This is a genomic window from Microcoleus sp. FACHB-SPT15, from assembly GCF_014849525.1.
GTDB lineage: Bacteria > Cyanobacteriota > Cyanobacteriia > Cyanobacteriales > Coleofasciculaceae > Symplocastrum > Symplocastrum torsivum.
Window position 1 is genome coordinate 281,216 of record NZ_JACJNU010000062.1, and the last position, 18,162, is coordinate 299,377.

Annotated in this window: 19 protein-coding genes; 10 read left to right on the plus strand and 9 right to left on the minus strand. The window is 45.6% G+C overall.

Translation table 11 applies throughout. The features are described 5' to 3' along the window. Positions 1–146 precede the first annotated feature (146 nt). Positions 147–2,678 carry a CHAT domain-containing protein gene (locus tag H6F98_RS25650; protein ID WP_199348900.1) on the plus strand — a complete coding sequence of 844 codons (2,532 nt, stop codon included), beginning with the start codon at positions 147–149 and terminating at the stop codon, positions 2,676–2,678. A 106-nt stretch (positions 2,679–2,784) separates the two neighbouring features. Here the strand turns inward: H6F98_RS25650 and H6F98_RS25655 are convergent, their stop codons facing one another. Then, positions 2,785–3,444 (minus strand): hypothetical protein, encoded by a 660-nt coding sequence (locus H6F98_RS25655; protein ID WP_192221545.1) that lies wholly within the window; start codon positions 3,442–3,444, stop codon positions 2,785–2,787. A gap of 488 nt (positions 3,445–3,932) precedes the next feature. Here H6F98_RS25655 and speA point away from each other — a divergent pair, with 488 nt between their 5' ends. Then, entirely contained in the window at positions 3,933–6,041 is a 2,109-nt protein-coding gene (gene speA, locus H6F98_RS25660) for a biosynthetic arginine decarboxylase (RefSeq protein ID WP_192221546.1), read from the plus strand. 105 nt (positions 6,042–6,146) lie between these two features. Here speA and H6F98_RS25665 read toward each other — a convergent pair whose 3' ends face one another. The 5 genes from H6F98_RS25665 to H6F98_RS25685 form a co-directional block, all read right to left on the minus strand. Continuing rightward, positions 6,147–7,307 (minus strand): sugar phosphate nucleotidyltransferase, encoded by a 1,161-nt coding sequence (locus tag H6F98_RS25665; protein WP_192221547.1) that lies wholly within the window; start codon positions 7,305–7,307, stop codon positions 6,147–6,149. A gap of 233 nt (positions 7,308–7,540) precedes the next feature. Next, a complete protein-coding gene (locus tag H6F98_RS25670) occupies positions 7,541–7,789 on the minus strand; it encodes a hypothetical protein (RefSeq protein WP_192221548.1) in 249 nt (82 codons plus the stop codon). A 10-nt stretch (positions 7,790–7,799) separates the two neighbouring features. Next, a complete protein-coding gene (locus H6F98_RS25675) occupies positions 7,800–8,717 on the minus strand; it encodes a segregation/condensation protein A (RefSeq protein WP_192221549.1) in 918 nt (305 codons plus the stop codon). A 92-nt stretch (positions 8,718–8,809) separates the two neighbouring features. Then, positions 8,810–9,175 (minus strand): LapA family protein, encoded by a 366-nt coding sequence (locus tag H6F98_RS25680; protein WP_192221550.1) that lies wholly within the window; start codon positions 9,173–9,175, stop codon positions 8,810–8,812. A 154-nt stretch (positions 9,176–9,329) separates the two neighbouring features. Beyond that, positions 9,330–9,749 (minus strand): Fur family transcriptional regulator, encoded by a 420-nt coding sequence (locus H6F98_RS25685; protein ID WP_192221551.1) that lies wholly within the window; start codon positions 9,747–9,749, stop codon positions 9,330–9,332. A gap of 96 nt (positions 9,750–9,845) precedes the next feature. On the opposite strand from H6F98_RS25685, the gene purS reads away from it, so the two are divergent. The 7 genes from purS (at position 9,846) to H6F98_RS25720 (ending at position 14,532) form a co-directional block, all read left to right on the plus strand. Further along, positions 9,846–10,121 (plus strand): phosphoribosylformylglycinamidine synthase subunit PurS, encoded by a 276-nt coding sequence (gene purS / locus H6F98_RS25690; RefSeq protein WP_192221552.1) that lies wholly within the window; start codon positions 9,846–9,848, stop codon positions 10,119–10,121. 2 nt (positions 10,122–10,123) lie between these two features. Then, the gene (gene purQ / locus H6F98_RS25695) at positions 10,124–10,843 is read left to right on the plus strand and encodes a phosphoribosylformylglycinamidine synthase subunit PurQ (protein ID WP_192221553.1); all 720 of its coding nucleotides are present in this window, start codon (positions 10,124–10,126) and stop codon (positions 10,841–10,843) included. Between the two features lie 29 nt (positions 10,844–10,872). Further along, positions 10,873–11,598 (plus strand): TVP38/TMEM64 family protein, encoded by a 726-nt coding sequence (locus H6F98_RS25700; RefSeq protein WP_192221554.1) that lies wholly within the window; start codon positions 10,873–10,875, stop codon positions 11,596–11,598. Positions 11,599–11,901: 303 nt separating this feature from the next. After that, positions 11,902–12,135, plus strand: a complete 234-nt coding sequence (locus H6F98_RS25705) for a hypothetical protein (protein ID WP_192221555.1) — start codon at positions 11,902–11,904, stop codon at positions 12,133–12,135. Positions 12,136–12,428: 293 nt separating this feature from the next. Continuing rightward, positions 12,429–12,728 carry a hypothetical protein gene (locus H6F98_RS25710; RefSeq protein ID WP_192221556.1) on the plus strand — a complete coding sequence of 100 codons (300 nt, stop codon included), beginning with the start codon at positions 12,429–12,431 and terminating at the stop codon, positions 12,726–12,728. Positions 12,729–12,952: 224 nt separating this feature from the next. Continuing rightward, on the plus strand, positions 12,953–13,897 hold the full coding sequence (locus tag H6F98_RS25715) for an SH3 domain-containing protein (protein WP_192221557.1): 945 nt from the start codon (positions 12,953–12,955) through the stop codon (positions 13,895–13,897). Positions 13,898–14,313: 416 nt separating this feature from the next. Then, positions 14,314–14,532, plus strand: a complete 219-nt coding sequence (locus H6F98_RS25720) for a hypothetical protein (RefSeq protein WP_192221558.1) — start codon at positions 14,314–14,316, stop codon at positions 14,530–14,532. Positions 14,533–14,754: 222 nt separating this feature from the next. Here H6F98_RS25720 and H6F98_RS25725 read toward each other — a convergent pair whose 3' ends face one another. Further along, positions 14,755–15,471, minus strand: a complete 717-nt coding sequence (locus tag H6F98_RS25725) for an SAM-dependent methyltransferase (protein ID WP_192221559.1) — start codon at positions 15,469–15,471, stop codon at positions 14,755–14,757. A 257-nt stretch (positions 15,472–15,728) separates the two neighbouring features. After that, positions 15,729–16,160 (minus strand): hypothetical protein, encoded by a 432-nt coding sequence (locus H6F98_RS25730; RefSeq protein ID WP_192221560.1) that lies wholly within the window; start codon positions 16,158–16,160, stop codon positions 15,729–15,731. A gap of 154 nt (positions 16,161–16,314) precedes the next feature. Here H6F98_RS25730 and H6F98_RS25735 point away from each other — a divergent pair, with 154 nt between their 5' ends. Further along, positions 16,315–17,163 carry an alpha/beta fold hydrolase gene (locus H6F98_RS25735; protein WP_192221561.1) on the plus strand — a complete coding sequence of 283 codons (849 nt, stop codon included), beginning with the start codon at positions 16,315–16,317 and terminating at the stop codon, positions 17,161–17,163. 94 nt (positions 17,164–17,257) lie between these two features. Here H6F98_RS25735 and H6F98_RS25740 read toward each other — a convergent pair whose 3' ends face one another. After that, entirely contained in the window at positions 17,258–18,127 is an 870-nt protein-coding gene (locus tag H6F98_RS25740; RefSeq protein ID WP_242058694.1) for a dienelactone hydrolase family protein, read from the minus strand. Positions 18,128–18,162: the final 35 nt, after the last annotated feature.

The following is an 18,162-nucleotide window of genomic DNA, read 5'->3' on the forward strand; positions in this document are numbered from 1 at the left end:
AGTCACCCGATGAAGCCCGGAAATTGACTATCACTCGGAGAGAGAATTTAACTTAAAAATGGGAAACTTTCAGTCAGTTCAATCAATCTACGAATAGACAGAGGTACTGAATCCTTAACGTTTTTCATAGACGTGAGCGTAAGCCCTTGAAACTAACCAAGATTGACCAAGTAGCAGTGGCACAGGAATTCCACATCTCTGTGACTCCCTTAGGAGAAGACGAATATCTGGTGCGGATCGAACGAGTCGCGCCGGGAGTCCCGTTGGCAGAAGAGCAAGTTAAATGGCCTGTGGAGGATTGGTTAGCTCAGGCACAGCAACTGATGAATGACCCGCTCTTGGGCGTGTTGCAGGGTAATAGTGCCTTTACTAATGATCTTTTTTATTTGCCGGAATGGGAGGAACCAGTCAGTCAATCGTCTCTCAATCTAGTGGCGTTGGGTCAGCAACTTTATAATGCTTTATTTCAAGGAAGTCTTCGAGATAGCTGGATGATGGCACAAGCGATCGCCCAAAATCAGCGATCAATTTTGCGGCTACGTTTGGGATTGAAAGGAAAACGTCTACCACGCCTCCCTTGGGAAGTTCTGTATGCAGGCGATCGCCCTCTAGCAACGGGAACTGATGTGGTTTTCTCCCGTTACCAGCTAAGTACGGGGCGGATAAGTCCAGTACAGGCGCTTCCTTCTGGGTCAAATCAACCCTTAAAAATTTTGATGGTTATTGCTAGTCCTAGCGATCAAGAGACGTTAGAGCTGGCAGAAGAAGCTAGTCATCTGCAAGCAGAACTCCGTAGCCGTTCCCCTAATGAACTCCCTGCGATTCAACTAACCATCTTGGCGCAGCCAGGACGTGAACAGTTGACCCAAGCGTTAGAACAGGGTCAATATCAAGTATTCCACTATGCGGGTCATAGCAACCTAGGAGACTCTGGCGGTGATGTCTACTTGGTTAGCAACAAAACGGGTCTAACGGAAACCCTGAATGGTGCTGACTTAGCAGGATTGTTGGTCAATAACGGTGTCCAGCTAGCTGTGTTTAACTCCTGCCGTGGAGCCTATACCGCCCCATCAGAACGGGCAAATGGGAAAGAGCGTAATCTAGCCGAAGCTATAGTAGCACGGGGGATTCCTGGCGTTCTGGCAATGGCAGAGCGAATTCCTGATGAGGTGGCGCTGACTCTCACGCGGCTACTCTACCGCAATCTCAATCAGGGCTATCCAATTGACCTCAGTCTCAGTCGGGCACGGCAAGGGCTGATTTCTGCTTATGGCTCAAATCAGTTGTATTGGGCGTTACCAGTTCTTTACCTGCATCCCGAATTTGATGGCTTCTTGACAAAAGTTGATGACGCGGCTCAAACGATAGCTGAACTCTTTGCGATCGCTGAGCCTCCTGATGCTTCATTGTCTCCACAAGCTGCCTTGTTCACACCACCAACAGGCAGACGTATCCCTCCCAGTTACTTAGAGATTGAAGATGAGTTAGATGGACTGTCGCCGGAAGACTTAGCGGAGGATGAGGACTTTGTTGACGATTTAGACCAGGATGATCTAGACGCGGACGATCCTGGTGCCTTTATTCAGGACTTATTACGTCAGCTTGATCCAAAGCCGACGAACAGTGACTTAGGGCAAACAGGCACTGGCATTGAGAGTCTGCCTCTAGTCGCTTCAGAGACAGATGATTTGGAACCGTCAGGGTATCCCGTCAACAATCAGTCTCCTACACCAACGGAATCAGGAGCAATTACCCCAACGACTGAGACACCACAACCGTTATCTAAACGAGTTGAGAATCCGAACTCCCCACCTGGAGGAGCCTCCAGTAAGCGACCAAGTTTTCAAAGTTGGTGGCAAAACTGGCGCCGTTTCCCAAAACTGTGGGTTATTTTTGGAGCTATTGGTGTGATTGCGATCGCTTTATTGGGATTTTGGTTCTTCCAAAACCGAGAGCAAAGCCTAGGCAGACTATCTCAACCACCAGCCAATGTGCCAACAGTTCCCCTTAGTCAAACGGGCGATTTGAAACAAGCTGACACCGCTAAGGTTACAGCCATTGCCATTGAACAACTGAGTCAAGGGAACATTGCCGCAGGGCAAAAGGCAGTAGAAGCACTACTGGATCGAGGGGCATTGCAAGCCGCAGATGCTTCCCTTGCCGTTGTTCCGAATGAGAAACTTGAAGACCCGGTCGTGAGTTTCTTAAGAGGACGTTTGGTTTGGCAGTCAATTCAAGCAGGTAACCAAGACTACGCGGTGAGTGATGCCCGACGGTATTGGGAAACAGCAATCAAGGCACAACCCAAATCTTCTACCTACCTCAACGCATTAGGATTTGCTTACTATGCTGAAGGCGAATATGAGCGAGCGAATAATGCATGGTGGGAGGCACTGAACCAGATCGAAACCCAGCAAGGGGCAACAACTGCTGCAACAGAGCCAATTAAACAAGAAATGCTGACAACCTATGCCGGATTAGCCCTAGGAATGTGGAAATCTGCCCAACAACTGCCAGCAGATCAGCGATCGCGTTTGTTGAATGAATCACTCAAGCTGCGCCAAAAAGTCATGATCGATGACCCAGTTAACTTTCAATCTGATGCCTTGAGCAAGAACTGGCTATGGTCTGAAAAAGCGATTCAAGACTGGCGATCGCTTTTAGCCGTGAGAAGTTAGTGGTTTGTTGTTGGTTGTTGGTTTTTAGAAAGAATACTGGCTCATAGCTCGGATGCACCCTGATGACTGGCTGAACAACAAATAATCAACAACAAATAACCAATAACTACTTCCCTCGCATTAGCGAAGCGAGAGACTGACGCTTGCGTAAATCCATCAAATCAGCAAGGTTTTGCTTACCTCCATCTAGAGGATGGCTCTCCTCCGGGGGTAATACTGTTACTTGAGCCAGACGGTTGTCGATTGTTGGTAGTTGGTTTTCTAAAGATACCAAGTTGGGCTTAGACGCAACGGGTTGCTTAGTTGTGGAAGTAGAACGGCGTTTTTTTGAAGGATTCTGCCGTTTCTTGCGCCTATTCGCGGTAGATTTTAAACGTTTCGGAGCTTGGCGACGATTGCTGGTTTGTCTCAGAGCTTGGGTAATCAATAAAGAACCACCCGCACAGCCAAGAGCAACAGCACCAATCAACGACAGTGGCAAATCCGGTTCAGCTGTGAATTGGTGAACAGTGGTGAGAGGTGACGTTGGTGTAGATACCAGTGGCAAAACAGGAGTTTCTTGAATGGTAGAGGCAGTTGGTGCAGGTGCAGATGCCTCTTCAATTGGCCCGGCGCTTAAAAGACGTAAAGCCGCGAAGCCACCAGCCGAGAATAGCACTGCCCAAAGCAGACCCCAAAATACAAGCGGATAGTTGTGGATTAGCCGCTCGATCAGTGGTAGACGAGGTTGCGGCTGTTCGGAAGGATTGTTAGATGGGTTGAGCATTGATGCCCTTGACGGTCAGGATAAAAGTAAGAATGCAAATAATTGCACTTATACAGGGTACGATATCAAGCCTGTTTTACACTTCGTTTAGTAAGTTGTCGCTTTTATCCCTTAGCTGTTGTCAAGGGTACAGACATAATTCCTCATATCTTTACCGCTGACCCTAAGTCCAAGCTGATAAACGAAGTTATGAAAATGACCAAACTTGATAGCAGTCACCATGATGACGGAATTTTAGCATAGCTACCCGATCCCACCAATTTTAAAAAAAGCTCCAAAAATCTGATTGTAATAAGCTAATGACCTATTTAATAGCAAGGCAAAATTGATTGTCTACTTTAGGTCAAAAGGAAGAAGACTTCCTTTCCCCTTAACGGTTCAACAGCGAAATACAACTTGAATGCAGGTGATCTTAACTATGCTCTCGGTAATCTCTAGATGCGCTAGAGTGGCAATCGACAGACAGTATTAGAAGGTAAGACAAAATAATGGGGGTAGAGCTGACACCCAAAATCGGTAACGCGCCACGCGCTGAGTCCGCCAACGGTAATGAGACACAATCAGAAGCAAATCCAGAAGTACAACTGACAACCCATCGGCAGCCTTCAGCCTCGACCAAATCCTGGACGATTGAGGAGAGCGAGAAACTCTATCGAATTCAGGGATGGGGAGAGCCATACTTTTCGATTAATGCCGCTGGTCATGTTACGGTTTCGCCCAAAGGCGATCGCGGTGGTTCTCTAGATTTATTAGAACTCGTAGAAGCTTTACAGCAGCGCAACCTAGGACTACCGCTATTGATTCGCTTTTCGGATATTTTGGAAGACCGAATCGAGCGGTTAAATGCTTGTTTTGCAAAGGCGATCGCTCGTTACAAATACCCTGGTACTTACCAAGGGGTCTTTCCTGTCAAGTGCAACCAGCATCGGCATTTGGTGGAGGATTTGGTTCGGTTTGGGAAACCTGTCCAATTTGGTCTAGAAGCGGGTTCTAAACCAGAATTGATGATTGCCCTGGCTACGTTGAATACTCCCAACTCCCTGCTGATTTGTAATGGTTACAAAGACAGAGAATACATCGAAACGGCTCTCTTGGCGACGCGCATCGGACACAAGCCGATCATCGTCATTGAGCAGTTAGAAGAAGTGCAGCTCGTGATTGATGCGACGCGACAGCTAGGAATTGAACCCGTTGTGGGAGTTCGGGCAAAGCTGAGTACCAAAGGCACAGGTCGCTGGGGAGATTCTACAGGCGATCGCGCTAAATTTGGTCTAACGATTCCGGAAATCCTCACCTGCGTTGAGCAACTGCGAAGTGCTGGAATGCTCAACTCCTTGCAGCTATTGCACTTCCACATCGGCTCCCAAATCTCTGCGATTGGTGTGATTAAAGAGGCAATTCGAGAAGCTAGTCAGATTTACGTCGAGCTAAGTGCATTAGGGGCAAATATGCAGTATCTCGATGTTGGTGGTGGTTTAGGCATCGACTATGACGGCTCCAAAACGAACTTCCATGCCTCGAAAAACTACAATATGCAAAATTATGCCAACGATATTGTTGCCGAGGTCAAGGAAGCTTGTGATAGTCGTCAGTTACAAGCGCCAGTGCTGATTAGTGAGAGTGGTCGTGCGATCGCTTCCCATCAATCTGTCCTAATCTTCGATGTTCTTAGCACCAGCGACGTCCTAGCTGAGACTCCTGCACCGATTCAGGAAAAAGAACATCTGATTATCCGCAACCTTTGGGAGACGTACTCTAATATCAACCTGGAGAATTACCAGGAAGCTTACCACGACGCGATTCAGTTCAACGACGAAGCCAAAAGCCTCTTTGGCTTCGGGTACCTAACACTCACCCAACGAGCAAGAGCTGAGCAGTTGTACTGGGCGTGTTGCTACAAAATTCTCGAAATTGCCAGAACTCAGGACTACGTTCCCGATGACTTGGAAGACTTAGAGAAAATCATGGCATCGATTTATTACATCAACCTCTCTGTCTTTCAGTCTGTACCTGATTCTTGGGCAATTGACCAGTTGTTCCCAATTATGCCCATCCATCGGCTTGATGAAGAACCCACACGCCGAGCTATCCTCGCTGATCTTACTTGCGACAGCGACGGGAAGATCGACCAATTTATTGACCTGCGAGATGTCAAATCGGTACTAGAACTTCACCCGTTGACGAGTACACAGCAGTCTCTTGACTCCAAAAATGGGAAGCAGGGACTGGAAATTAACAAAGTACTTAGCCCTACGCCAGTATCTGATTCCCACTCTCACGAACCCTATTACTTAGGCTTGTTCCTTGCTGGAGCTTATCAGGAGATTATGGGCAACTTACACAACTTGTTTGGTGACACAAATGCTGTTCATATTCAATTAACGCCTAGAGGCTATGAAATTGAACATGTTGTTAAGGGCGACACGGTGAAAGAAGTTTTGGGTTATGTACAGTACGATGCTGAGGACTTAGTGGAGAGCGTCCGCCGTCGCACTGAGCAAGCCTTGCAAGAAAAACGCATTACCCTCGAAGAATCTCGACTGCTCCTGCAAAAATATGAGCAGAGCTTGGGTAGTTACACATACTTGAATGGCTAAGGCAGTTGTAGTTGTTAGATGGGTAGTGCTAAGTCACAAAACTTAAGCCTGGTAGATTTCTTAGCCCAGGTTACCCACTAACAACTAACAACCACTAACAACTAACTATTCGCTTGCCAAGAGTTCTGCGATCGCTTGTCGCTCTAATGGCTCTTGGGAGGGTAGACTCCTGCGGGTATCAGTAATCAGCCAGTCTAAAGCGGCTGCCTGGACATCAATGGTTGCCCCAGTTTTATCAACGCAGTAGCGTCCAAACACTAGCTTATCGACCAAGCGAACTCCCGCACCCAAGCGGGAGTATTCAAAAATCACACTATTATCAACAGTCGCACCACTACATACCCAACAATTAGGCCCAATCATCGTCGGCCCAATAATCTTGGCTCCATCTTCAATATGGGTCATCCCACCGATATAAACAGGCCCTGTGATATCAACCTTGTCCCAATTTACGGCGACATTTAACCCCGTGTAGATACCTGGAGCCACTTCATGTCCTGGAACCGATACATTTTTAACTTCTCCCAGCAAGACGCTCCGAATTGCTTGCCAGTAGTCTGGGACTTTACCAATATCCACCCACTGGAATTCCATAGGTACAGCATAAAAAGGCGCACCCATTTCCACAAGCTTGGGAAATAATTCACCACCGATGTCATATTCCTGACCAGATGGGATATAATCCAATACTTCTGGTTCAAAGATGTAGATACCTGTGTTGATATTAGTACTGAGAGCTTCCTCAACTGAAGGCTTTTCCTGAAAGGCTTTAATTCGACCCGTCTCGTCTGTGACAACGACACCGTAGCTAGGAACCTGCTCTTGCGGCACGGTTTTCGTCACTATCGTAGCGATCGATCCCTTTTCTTTATGCCATTTAACCGCCGCCGACAAATCGAGGTCAATGAGAGCATCACCGCAAAGGACGACAAAAGTATCGTCAAAAAATGGGTAAAAGTCTTGGATGCGCCGCATCCCACCCGCCGATCCGAGTGCTTCCCCGACGAGTTGACCATCAACGATTCGACCTTCAAACGAATAAGCGATCTGGACACCAAATCGCTGTCCATCACGGAAATAGCTTTCAATTTCGTTTGCGAGGTGACTGACGTTGACAACAACTTGGTCAAAACCATGCTGTCGCAATAGTTCTAGTAAAAACTCCATCACTGGTTTTTGCAGGATGGGAATTAAGGGTTTGGGAATGGTGTGGGTGATGGGGCGCACGCGAGTTCCCTTACCAGCCGCCAGAATCATGGCTTTCATGAATTTTTGTTCCTTAACCTAGTCCACACATTTTTGGTTTGGTCGATTGAGTCTGATTTTAACCAGTCCGTCGCTAGTGCGTTGGATTGGTTGATGGACTTATCCTGATAATCAGGAGATATAGTCGCTCTAATCCCCCGACTTGCAAGAACGGCGAGAGTAAACTAACAAGCGCTAGCAGAGAGTTAAGAGCAATGCTCAGACTCGTTTCTACTAGCTCCTCTTCAAGACGATTAGTTAACTCTAATTGCTCCGAAGAGTACCGTATGGCGAACGGCTAGGCGAACACCAGTGTTCGCAAAGCTTTGACACAAAACGGATACCTTTACTTGTGCATAGCACATAAACGGGTTGCCGATTTGCGATCGCTCACCTTCCCTCGAACGAGTTCTGCGTTTTGCAGTACGGGGAACTAAAGAACAGTTCTCCCTCAAAGTACAGTTTGCCCAAGCTTCAAATCCTAATCCCAGATCAACACCCATTGTCTATTCATTACAGCGCACGGATTTTTAAGTCTTGGTAAAACTCTTCTTGGGATAACTCTACTTTGGACTGAGCAGATAACAGGAGTAGTGCCCAAAAGACACCAACTCGGTCTTTTGCTCCGTCTTCAGTTGCCTCAACAGCCACTTCGGGGGAAGTGTTAGCGTGGGACGGGATATAAAGCCCTTCGGACATCGCTTCACCTATAGTCACATGGCTATCCTGTTCGGAGTTACCATTCCCTGCTAGGGTTCCTGACAGGGCGGCTAGAGAATCAGCTTCATCCAATGCTATGGGAGACAACGTCCACCACTCTAACAACTGATCTAAATTCAGCCAATCTTTTCCCGCTGCGATCTCTTGCCAATGACGTGAGAGAAAGACTTCGAGTCTTGTGGCAATTTCTGTCAAGTTTTCATCGTGAGCCAAATGAGCGATCACTTTTGCCGCTTGAGAACGAGATTGAGCGCGGGGACGTAAGGCACGAGTAGGCAAGGGCGTTTCATCCAGTTGCGCTGCCATTTGCTGCAATTGATCGATCAGCTCTTGGAGTGTTACAGGGCGTCTTTTGGGTGGCGGAGCGGCAGCACGACGGCGTAGATGTCGTTCTAGATGCAGTGGCAAGCGCATTTCGCCTACCATATCGATTTGGTCGTCTATCTCAGTGAGTTCTGGTTCGTCCGGCTCTCCAATCCGTCCGAGGGTATCGGCTTTGAGTAAAACCAGCATTGATGCCCACAAAAATGCTTGCCCCGACTGAGATAAATCAGTATCACGGTGTCCGGGTTCGGCATCATTTCCCAAGGCAAGTTCACTTAAATAGCGGTCAATGACCTCAATCACCTGGACATCCCAAGGGTTAATTTCCCCTCGCTGTGCCAAGTCAATGAGAAGAGCGATCGCTTCTTGAGCAGGTGTTCCAGTCATCACGTACTGCCACTAATAGTCTGCCACACTATATTTGATGAGGAAGAGACATGGGTGGGTCTTTAAGAAGCATAGGATGAGATTAATCAATCTTAACCTTGCTCTGCCAGTGTCCCTTCTGTCAGGGGTCTAGATGCCGATAACGCTGGTAATTGCTCTTCAATTTCTGCCTTGTAGCGTTCAACATCTTGCTCTAACTTCTCAATTTGCTCCTCTTTGGAGCGAATCTGCCGCATCGCTCGGCGGGACTCTAGTTGCTGCTGTAGTCGTGTCCAGATGCTGAATATCCAAGCTAGAGTTGCCCCAATTCCCATTGCAAAAATGAGTTCAATAGACAAGGGGGCTTGAACCTGAACGCCCTCAATAATTCGGATTGCTGTAGGTTCACTGTTTTCTAAGCTGAATAAAACTAGAGCCAAACACACAGCAAAAATAATCAAAAAATTAATCTGTCGCATCAGCTTTATCCAATAGGCTTGCAGTTGCTTGCTAATTTTACAAGAGGAAAAATGAAGAATCCGCTCTTTTTAAAGGTTTGATTTTTTATTTTTGATGGATTTTTCCACAGCTTATCCAAACTTTAAGCTTCTCCTGAACTCCTAAACTCCTGAACTATTGAGGAGTAGTTGAATCGGCCGTTTCGGTATCACTTGCCACAGCACAGCGATCGCATAATCCAAAAAATTCTAAGGTGTGGTAATAAATCTTGAATTGGTGAGAATCCTGCAACTCATTCTCTAACTGATGCACTGGGCATTCATCAATAGGTATCGATTCACCACAATTGAGGCAAGTAAGGTGGTGTTGATCACGCTGCACGCCACTGTAGAGGGATTCCCCATTGGTCAGTGTCCGCACTTGTACGACCCCTTCAAGTTTCAAGGCTTCCAGGGCGCGGTAAACTGTAGCTAGACCCATACTCTGGTCAAGGTTGCGTAACTCAACATAGATATCTTGGGCAGAAACAGCACGATTCAGAGTTTTGAGTAAGTTTAGAATTCGAGCTTGGGAGCGCGTGCGTTGGAGTTTCATGGACTTTATTTTTAGTCTCCTACAATTTTTTTGAAGTCTTGGGGACTTAGTAGTTCAAACTTTAAACAGGGCTTGTTTGAATTTGGGGGATGAAGAGTGATTTTCAAGTATCAAGCGCGGATCTATGTTACCCTTCGACCTTCAGTCTTAGATCCAGCAGGAGTTGCGATCGAGTCGGGGCTGAAGCAGTTGGGTTATGAAAATGTGGAACAGGTACGCATTGGTAAGTATATTGAGCTGATGATAACGGCTGCCAATGAAGAAAAGGCACGGGAGCAACTTGACCGCATCTGTGACCAATTGTTGGCAAATCCAGTGATCGAAAATTATCGGTTTGATTTAGTTGAAGTGGCAACACTGATGGGGGTGTAGGTATGAAGTTTGGGGTTGTGGTTTTTCCAGGGTCCAATTGCGATCGCGATGTGGCGTATGTTACTCAAAGTTTACTCGACTTACCAACCCGCATGGTTTGGCACGAGGAAACGGATATTTCTGACATAGACGTGGTCGTGATTCCGGGTGGTTTTAGTTATGGAGACTATCTCCGCTGTGGAGCATTAGCTCAATTTTCGCCTGTGATGGGGCAAGTTAGGGAACACGCTAAGCAGGGGAAGTTTATCCTAGGTATCTGCAATGGCTTCCAGGTGTTAACCGAAATGGGGCTGTTACCTGGCGCACTGGTTCGGAATCGCGATTTACATTTTATTTGCGATCGCGTTCCGCTCAAAGTAGAACGCACTGACCTTCCCTGGACATCTGCTTACTCACAAGGGCAGTTGATTACCCTCCCTATTGCTCACGGTGAAGGTCGCTACTATGCCGATGCTGATACCGTCAAAGCCTTAGAAGATGACGGTCAAGTCCTGTTTCGCTACTGTACAGCAACGGGTACGACAGACGACATGAGCAACCCCAATGGTTCAGTCAACAACATTGCTGGAATTTGCGACCCGACAGGTAAAATATTGGGGATGATGCCCCACCCAGAACGGGCAGCAGATGCCATGTTGGGTGGTACAGATGGCATAAAGTTGTTTGAGGGATTGTTAGCTGCACTCACCAATAAAACCTTGTCTACAATGAGTGCTAGTTAACTAATACTCCGAACGCAGTCGAACACAGAATGATTAGGCACTTCCTCGCGAAGAAAAAAGTTTGGCTGCTACTTGCCGTTATTGGTATTGCGATCGCGATCGCTGCCTTCAGCTTGCTACCTCTGCAGGACTGGCTTACTCATATCAAGCATTGGCTTATCTCGCTTGGACCTTGGGCAAAGCCGGCATTCATTTTGATTTACATAATTACGACTGTTGTTGGTTTGCCAGCAGCAGTTCTTTTTTTGGCGGCAGGCACGTTATTCGGCTTTCTTAAAGGAGTTGTTGTTGTCTCGATTGCCGACATCTTGGGAACAACTCTCTGCTATCTCTTGGGTCGCACTGTTGCCCGGAAACCTTTAAAAAAGTGGATTGCCAAACGTCCCCAATTTACCGAACTTGATAAAGCTGTTGGTAGAAAAGGCTGGAAGATTGTCTTTTTAACCCGTCTTTCCCCAATTGTTCCTTCCAATATTCTCAATTACGGTTTTAGCCTCACTAAAATTAACTTTTGGCACTACTTCTTTTTCTCCTGGTTAGGAATGCTCCCAGTCATTGCACTTTATGTGTATCTTGGTTCAGCAGGCGCTAACTTAGCTAGTGGTGGCAATACTCCTGGAAAAATGGCACTGCAAATCTTTGGTTTATGTGCAACAGTTGGTGCGGTAACCTATACAACTAAGTTGGCTAAGAAAACGCTCTCGCCAGCACCTGCCTCATCAGAAGACAAACAAAAGGACATCAGCAACCAATGAAAAGCTGTTGAGAGTGTGGCAATACACTCAGGTTCCTGCAAGAGCCTTCTTTACAAGCCTTAAAGATATGGAATATTTCAAATTATTCAGGTACACTCAGAGTATATTGAAAATAAGTCACTAAATAAAAATAGCACTGAACAAAGACAAACGCCTTTAAGTAAGTGTTATCGAATTCAATATTAGATTCCACAAAAAAATTATTAACCCAACGCTGGAAACTGCAATCAATCTATGTTTTAGCGGAGGTTAGGTAGGATTAAAACCTGAACAAAAACTAAACATACTAGAGACAAACAGCCAGTGACTTTAGATAATTTTCACACCGGCTTGCAGTTGAAACCCATCCGATACCGAGGCTGGTTGATCAACACGAAAGTCATTGACAGACAGTTATGGCTGCGATGGCAGCACCCTAACGAAAGTTTTCCCCGCTACAGCTATCCAGTCACAGAGAGGGGGTTAACCGATACAATCCGCTACGCTCGATTCTTGATAGACTTGGCAATTAAGCTAGAAGAATCAGAGACACAATAGTTGTAACGACAAAGCCAATTGCTGACAAACGAGGAATCTAGGGCGACAAAGGCATTGACACTGATAGGCGCTTCCTGATTTCTTCTCCTCTTGGGAAAGGCATTTAATGCTTCATCTCTCTTTTCGCCATTCAATCAATCTCCTCCTACTGTGCTGCACAATTTAATCCTCTCGAAAGAGTTAAGCACGATACAAACTGCGGTATCTTCGTAGCAACGATTTGACTGCTTAATTAGTCTGTGAGCGTTATTACAGGCTACAGTCAAGCCTATAAACAAGTTGGAGAAAAACCTATGAGTAGCGAACCAGATAAAGTCGTAGTACCACAAACTGATCCCGTAGAAGCCGAACCGGGAAGAGGCGCACCAGGGGATCATGTTGGAGTTCAAATGGCTCAGACAACGGCAGTTAATGCCCCAGATGCAGTAATTCCTTCTAATAACGACCCAGAAGAAAGCATCCATGAGGTTGAGGCTTTAGAGGCACAAGAAGAAGGTAGCGGACTTAGAACAACAGATGGCTACGTTATTGACGAGTCAGGAAGACTTGATAACTTTGCCATTGAGCCGGAAATGTACGTGGAAGAAAAGTAGAGTTTCAGTCTGCTGGGAGTCCTTTAGCTTGTAGTACTCCCAGCATTTTTGAAGAAGGAAACTGACCTGTTTATTTATAAATTAAACACGTAATAGCTTATCAATTCGGTATTGCGATTCAATCTATCGTTACAGACGAAAATCGTCACGAACTATTAGGCGACTTTGTGGAAACACTGACCTAAAAAGTGTAGTCAAACAAAGCAGTCAGTACCGAAGTAGTTATGCAAAACTTCCATTTACTTGTTGCTGGGGCTATTGTCTTTTCAGCAGTTACTGGTGTGAGTCTCGCTACTGTCTTTCGCCAGAGTACGCCAAAAGAGCAAACGCTTGTACAGACAACTTCAATTCAACCTCAAGCGTCCCAAGAGCTAGAAGCAACGTCTTCTCTTAGTGCAGTTACTAAACCTGCTAGAGAGAATTCTACAAAGACAACACCACCCACTCAGCCTAAGCAAGCCGTAGTCGCTAGTACAGCCAAGCTTGATGATTTCCTGCATCAGCGCGTTAGGTTGATAGACGAAGTTAAACCAGAAAGTGAGTTTGCACAATTTCGTCAACGCCTACGGCAAGCAATACGCGATCGCAATGCTCAGTTTGTTCGGTCAATTCTACCTGATGAGGAGATTGGGATTGGCTTTGGCTCTAGAAAGGTTGCGAATATAAAGCTAGAAAACCCAAATGAGGAATTTTGGAGTTTGCTGGAAAAAGCCGTTAGCATTGGTTGTTTCCCACAAGCTAGCCAAAATCGTCCCAATGTAGATCCTGCGACAGGGCTTTGGGTTTGTAACAACGTAGCGCACGAGTTTTCTCGTCAGTACCCTAACTTAAGCTCAGGGCTGGGAGTGGAGTATCAGATTAATCATGTGGTAGTTGTGGGAAATGATATCAATGTAAGGGCGCAACCCAACTTTAACAGCCCCATAGTGGGCTTACTGTCCAATGAAGTTGTTAAACTCAATCGCCCAGTCCAAGAACAACAACTCAAAGAACTGACAGAGCAAGGTCGATTCTATGACTCAATCAATAGCTGGACACCTGTGATTCTGCCTAATAATAAGCAGGGCTATGTTTCCAGCCGATATGCCTACTCTCTTCTGGAATACCAGGCTGTTTTTGGCAAGGTTAATGGTCAATGGCAGTTACTTTACTTACCTGGCGGCGACTAATTGCTAATTTATAGCTGTTCTCATTGCCCTGAAGATAAAGTTGCTGATAAAAGCAGTAAAAATAAAATTTCAGTAGGCTCAAAACTGGAGACAAACCTATGGTGATGCTGTTAGGAGCCTGCCAGTTTTGCAACATTCTCCTGCCCTCACCCCCTAGCCCCCTCTCCCCATCCTGAGCGAGGGGGAGCCAAATTCCAGTTCCCCTTCTCCCAAAGCCCTTGAGAAGGAGTTAAGGGATTAAGGGATTAGGGGCTGAAGAGGTGACATCCTCCCGATACCGTTTTCCCGGCTTCCCAAGATTAACAACAATTGAATAGATACAAACTCAATAAGAAATACAACTAACTCAAGATGGTTCTTGAGATGCACCTGCTATGTAAAAAGTAGATATCGAACTATATATTAGGAGGGATTCTGTGCCTCTGCCGTGGCAAAACCCACTCCCACTGGATGAGTACATAACGAGTCGAGTCGTCATCTACTATTACAGTGGCAGATGGATTCCTATCAAATACTGTCGTTTGATAAAGGCTATTGAGCTGTACCGTAATGCCAAACTCGAAGGGAGAGAAATTTTTATTTTCCCTGCTGATTTTAACTCAGATGACTTTCCTGAACTAGATAAAAACAACTGAATGTTTTAGATTCACTGTTCCTTTTCATTAGACCTGTCTTGAAAATAGAAAAAAGAATGTAACAAATTGACGCTCCCTCTAAATTCCCCTTAAAAAGCACTGAAGATGCCCGATTCCTTGGAGAAGTCGGGCATTTGAGGCGCTGACATTTCACAACTAAAACAGGATTGCTATAGATGCGATCGCCTTTTAATAAATTAAGCTTTACTGCCAAATCATCTTTTACAAAGATGTCATTATCTGGATTAACTCAGCCGATAAATCTGTATTAGATTCAGACTGCTTTTTAAACACCACCCCAGCTAAAAGATAGATATTTCCTGAATAAAAAGCCATCCTGTTTTTGCGTAGCTCTTCTATCATATTCCTGACTTTTGGTTCCGAGCTATAATAGCCAAACGTCAAAGGCGAGACGAGAAAACTAGCAACAGAATAGCCCTTTGCTATTGCATAGTTAATTAAGCCTTCTGGATTCGAGTAACTAGAAAGCATAAGTAGTAAGTTTTCATAACCCATCGCTAAAAGTTTTCTAGCCATTTCTGAACCATCCCTACCTCCATGTAATAGAGGTTGGTAAATATTGTCATCTATTGATGGCAGATACGGCGGGTTAGAGATAAGATACTCGGCTCTGGGTAAAGCGGCATCGAAGAATGAGGAATTATGAATTATGTATCGATCAGTGAGTTCATACTCCTGAATATTTGACTCGGCAATTTTTCCGGCTAAAGTATTCAACTCATATCCATGTATTGTGCCGTTAAACCTTGTTCTCATTAAGGAATTAATGACTGGACTTCCATCTCCGGAACCAAATTCAACAATAACTTTAGGGCTATCACACTGATTTAGAACTAAATTTTCTAAGCAGTGAGAGTAAAAATTAGATTCTTCTGGGCAATAGAATACATCTTTTAGAGGCTTGGGTGATGTCAGCATAAACCTGTTGAGTGAATACTTCCACCAAGTTAATTAACAAAAATTCATCGAGCATCTACCCAGTGGATTATACCCAATTGGTGTTGACAAATTTTCAAAGCTGTCAATTTTAAACTATTTTTATTGTGTTCAAGCCTTCATATCAAAAAGATGCAAAATAAGGTTAACGGCTCAATGTACTAATACTTACAGCTTCATAAATATTTTTTTGTAGTTTTAAACACAGGTGAACGAGAACTATCTAAGCTGATATGCATTTAAATTTCCTTGTTGGAATTGAATAGCTCAAAAACTTGCCGACAAAAATGCTTAAGCTTTTCCCTCACTTCCGCTGCTGGTTCAGAGTCTCCAACAAACTGCCAATCATTAATTGTAGAAAGTCGCCATGCTTTGCCACGATAGTCAAAGCCTGCCGCTTCGATACCAATGGCGCGTCGCGAACCATTCAAAGGGTCTTCAAAAAGCCTAATTTGTACTAAGATGCTGCGGCTTTGGAACTTTCTACTCCAGCCAGGGAGGTGAAAGCCAATATCAATAGAATCGGGATCGACCAACTCCTGAGTATCTGGATCATTTTTCCAGGGTTTCAAGTCTGCCTTGGCATCGGGAAACTCAGACTTGAAAAGATTTACCACGGCAGCAATCTTTGTGGTGACTTCTAAGCCTTTTGCCTGTTCTGCTGCGTTCAACTCAAGACAACTCCTATAACGTACTAAGGGGTTTGGATTGAATTATAAAGGCAGTTTTTGGATTGAACTGCTGCTTTCGCAACTTAAGACGCTTGCTCTTATATCCCCGTGAGCGGTAAGCTCAAACCACGATAAACAGGGTTAAGAACTAAAAGTGGCAATTAGTGAACAAGTCATAGAGGTCGGGTCGTTGCAGTGGTTCTATCGGGAAGCGAAGCCAATTGGCGAAAGTGCTAAGCTGCCAGTGCTACTGCTTCACGGGTTGCCTTCCCAGAGTTATTGTTGGTCTGCGGTGATGCCAGATTTAGCAGAAAGAGGGTTTAGAGCGATCGCACCTGACTGGATTGGTTCTGGCTTATCCGCTAAACCAGATAAACGAGACTTTGCTTACACACCCGATGCTTTCATCGACGCTTTAGCAGAGTTCCTTAAAACACTTGCAATTGAACGCTTTTATTTGGTCGTTCAGGGATTTCTCGGCTCAATAGGGCTTCAGTATGCGCTACGTCACTCAACCCAGATCGAACGCCTTGCCATTCTCAATACACCTCTATCCTCAGCAGCGAAGTTACCTTGGAAGATGCAACAGTGGGGTTTACCTTTACTTGGAGATGTTTTGACGCAAGACCCACTCTTAGTTGACCGAACCCTAGAAGCGGGTTGCCGTTACCAAATTGAAGACAAATATTTGGACATCTATCGTAAACCCTTTCTCAAAAGCTCAGATGTAGGACGCAGTTTGCTAGCGACAATCCAAAATCTTCAGATGAAGCCGTCCATGGGAGAGATTGAATCCGGTTACGCCAACTGGGAAAAACCAACCCTAATTTTTTGGGGAATGAAAGACCCTTGGCTTCCCTTGGCTCAGGCGCAGCAGTTTGCTAGTACCCTCAAGAATGCTGAACTAGTCACACTAGAAGAAGGGGGGCATTATCCTCAGGAGCATTGGTCAGGAAAGGTTAGCGAGGTGCTTCTTCCCTTTCTGCGTCGCCAAGCTTTATAAGATGATGAAAAAGAATATGTTGCGATCGCACTCAGGGGCATTTTGCTTGCTTTGCTGATGCGATCGCTTGTGGCACAGAAAATCAATTAACTATCTACTGAAATAGTTCCACAAAAAACTGCTTCATCGCTTCCCATGAGCGCTTATCAGCGGCTTCATTGTAAGCTGAGCCTTTGGAAGGGTCGTTCCCGGCTTCAGGGTTGGTAAAGCTATGCACAGCACCTCCATAAGCAATGAGTTGCCAGTCCACATCAGCTTGACGCATTTCTGTCTCAAACGCTGTAACTTGTTCATCAGGCACTCTTGGGTCATCAGCGCCATGTAAAACTAGCACCTTTGACTTGATATTTTCGGCATCGTTGGGGTTAGGAGTGTCCAAGTTGCCGTGGAAGCTGACAACACCTGCAATGTTGGCACCGCTACGCGCTAATTCCAGGACTGTACCACCACCGAAGCAGTAACCGATCGCAGCAATTCGTTGCGAGTCAGTAAGTGGGTTTTGTTGCAACACAACTAGACCCGCATTAGCACGCGATCGCATTAATTGACGATCAGAGCGATAGATACCCGCTTGTGCGGCTGACTCTTCTCGATTCTTTGGTCTAATTCCCTTGCCATACATATCAATTGCAAAGGCAACATAGCCAAGTTCGGCTAATTGCTCTGTCCGTTCTTTGACATAAGACCCCAAGCCGTTCCATTCATGGACAACGAGAACACCGGGACGCTTGCCTTGAATAGCATCATCGTATGCTAAATAGCCTTCGAGAACAGTGTTGCCGTGTTTGTATTCAACAACTTCTGTTTTGATAGCCGCGAAGGCTTGTGTTGCTCCTAACAAAACAATAGCGGGAGCCAATAAAACACCGAGCAGTGATTTCATTATCTTGCGATCGCAACCTACAGAATAATGGTTGGACAAGCCATGAATACAGCCCCAACCAGGGATATCAAATTGTGACATACTCCTACACCAACTGAGTACAGTAGGGTATAGGC

Excerpts from the sequence above, each read along its gene's own strand:
- H6F98_RS25655 (WP_192221545.1), bottom strand. The coding sequence starts at position 3,444 with ATGCTCAACCCATCTAACAATCCTTCCGAACAGCCGCAACCTCGTCTA.
- speA (WP_192221546.1), top strand. The coding sequence starts at position 3,933 with ATGGGGGTAGAGCTGACACCCAAAATCGGTAACGCGCCACGCGCTGAG.
- H6F98_RS25665 (WP_192221547.1), bottom strand. The coding sequence starts at position 7,307 with ATGAAAGCCATGATTCTGGCGGCTGGTAAGGGAACTCGCGTGCGCCCC.
- H6F98_RS25670 (WP_192221548.1), bottom strand. The coding sequence starts at position 7,789 with ATGGGTGTTGATCTGGGATTAGGATTTGAAGCTTGGGCAAACTGTACT.
- H6F98_RS25675 (WP_192221549.1), bottom strand. The coding sequence starts at position 8,717 with ATGACTGGAACACCTGCTCAAGAAGCGATCGCTCTTCTCATTGACTTG.
- H6F98_RS25680 (WP_192221550.1), bottom strand. The coding sequence starts at position 9,175 with ATGCGACAGATTAATTTTTTGATTATTTTTGCTGTGTGTTTGGCTCTA.
- H6F98_RS25685 (WP_192221551.1), bottom strand. The coding sequence starts at position 9,749 with ATGAAACTCCAACGCACGCGCTCCCAAGCTCGAATTCTAAACTTACTC.
- purQ (WP_192221553.1), top strand. The coding sequence starts at position 10,124 with ATGAAGTTTGGGGTTGTGGTTTTTCCAGGGTCCAATTGCGATCGCGAT.
- H6F98_RS25700 (WP_192221554.1), top strand. The coding sequence starts at position 10,873 with ATGATTAGGCACTTCCTCGCGAAGAAAAAAGTTTGGCTGCTACTTGCC.
- H6F98_RS25710 (WP_192221556.1), top strand. The coding sequence starts at position 12,429 with ATGAGTAGCGAACCAGATAAAGTCGTAGTACCACAAACTGATCCCGTA.
- H6F98_RS25715 (WP_192221557.1), top strand. The coding sequence starts at position 12,953 with ATGCAAAACTTCCATTTACTTGTTGCTGGGGCTATTGTCTTTTCAGCA.
- H6F98_RS25725 (WP_192221559.1), bottom strand. The coding sequence starts at position 15,471 with ATGCTGACATCACCCAAGCCTCTAAAAGATGTATTCTATTGCCCAGAA.
- H6F98_RS25740 (WP_242058694.1), bottom strand. The coding sequence starts at position 18,127 with ATGTCACAATTTGATATCCCTGGTTGGGGCTGTATTCATGGCTTGTCC.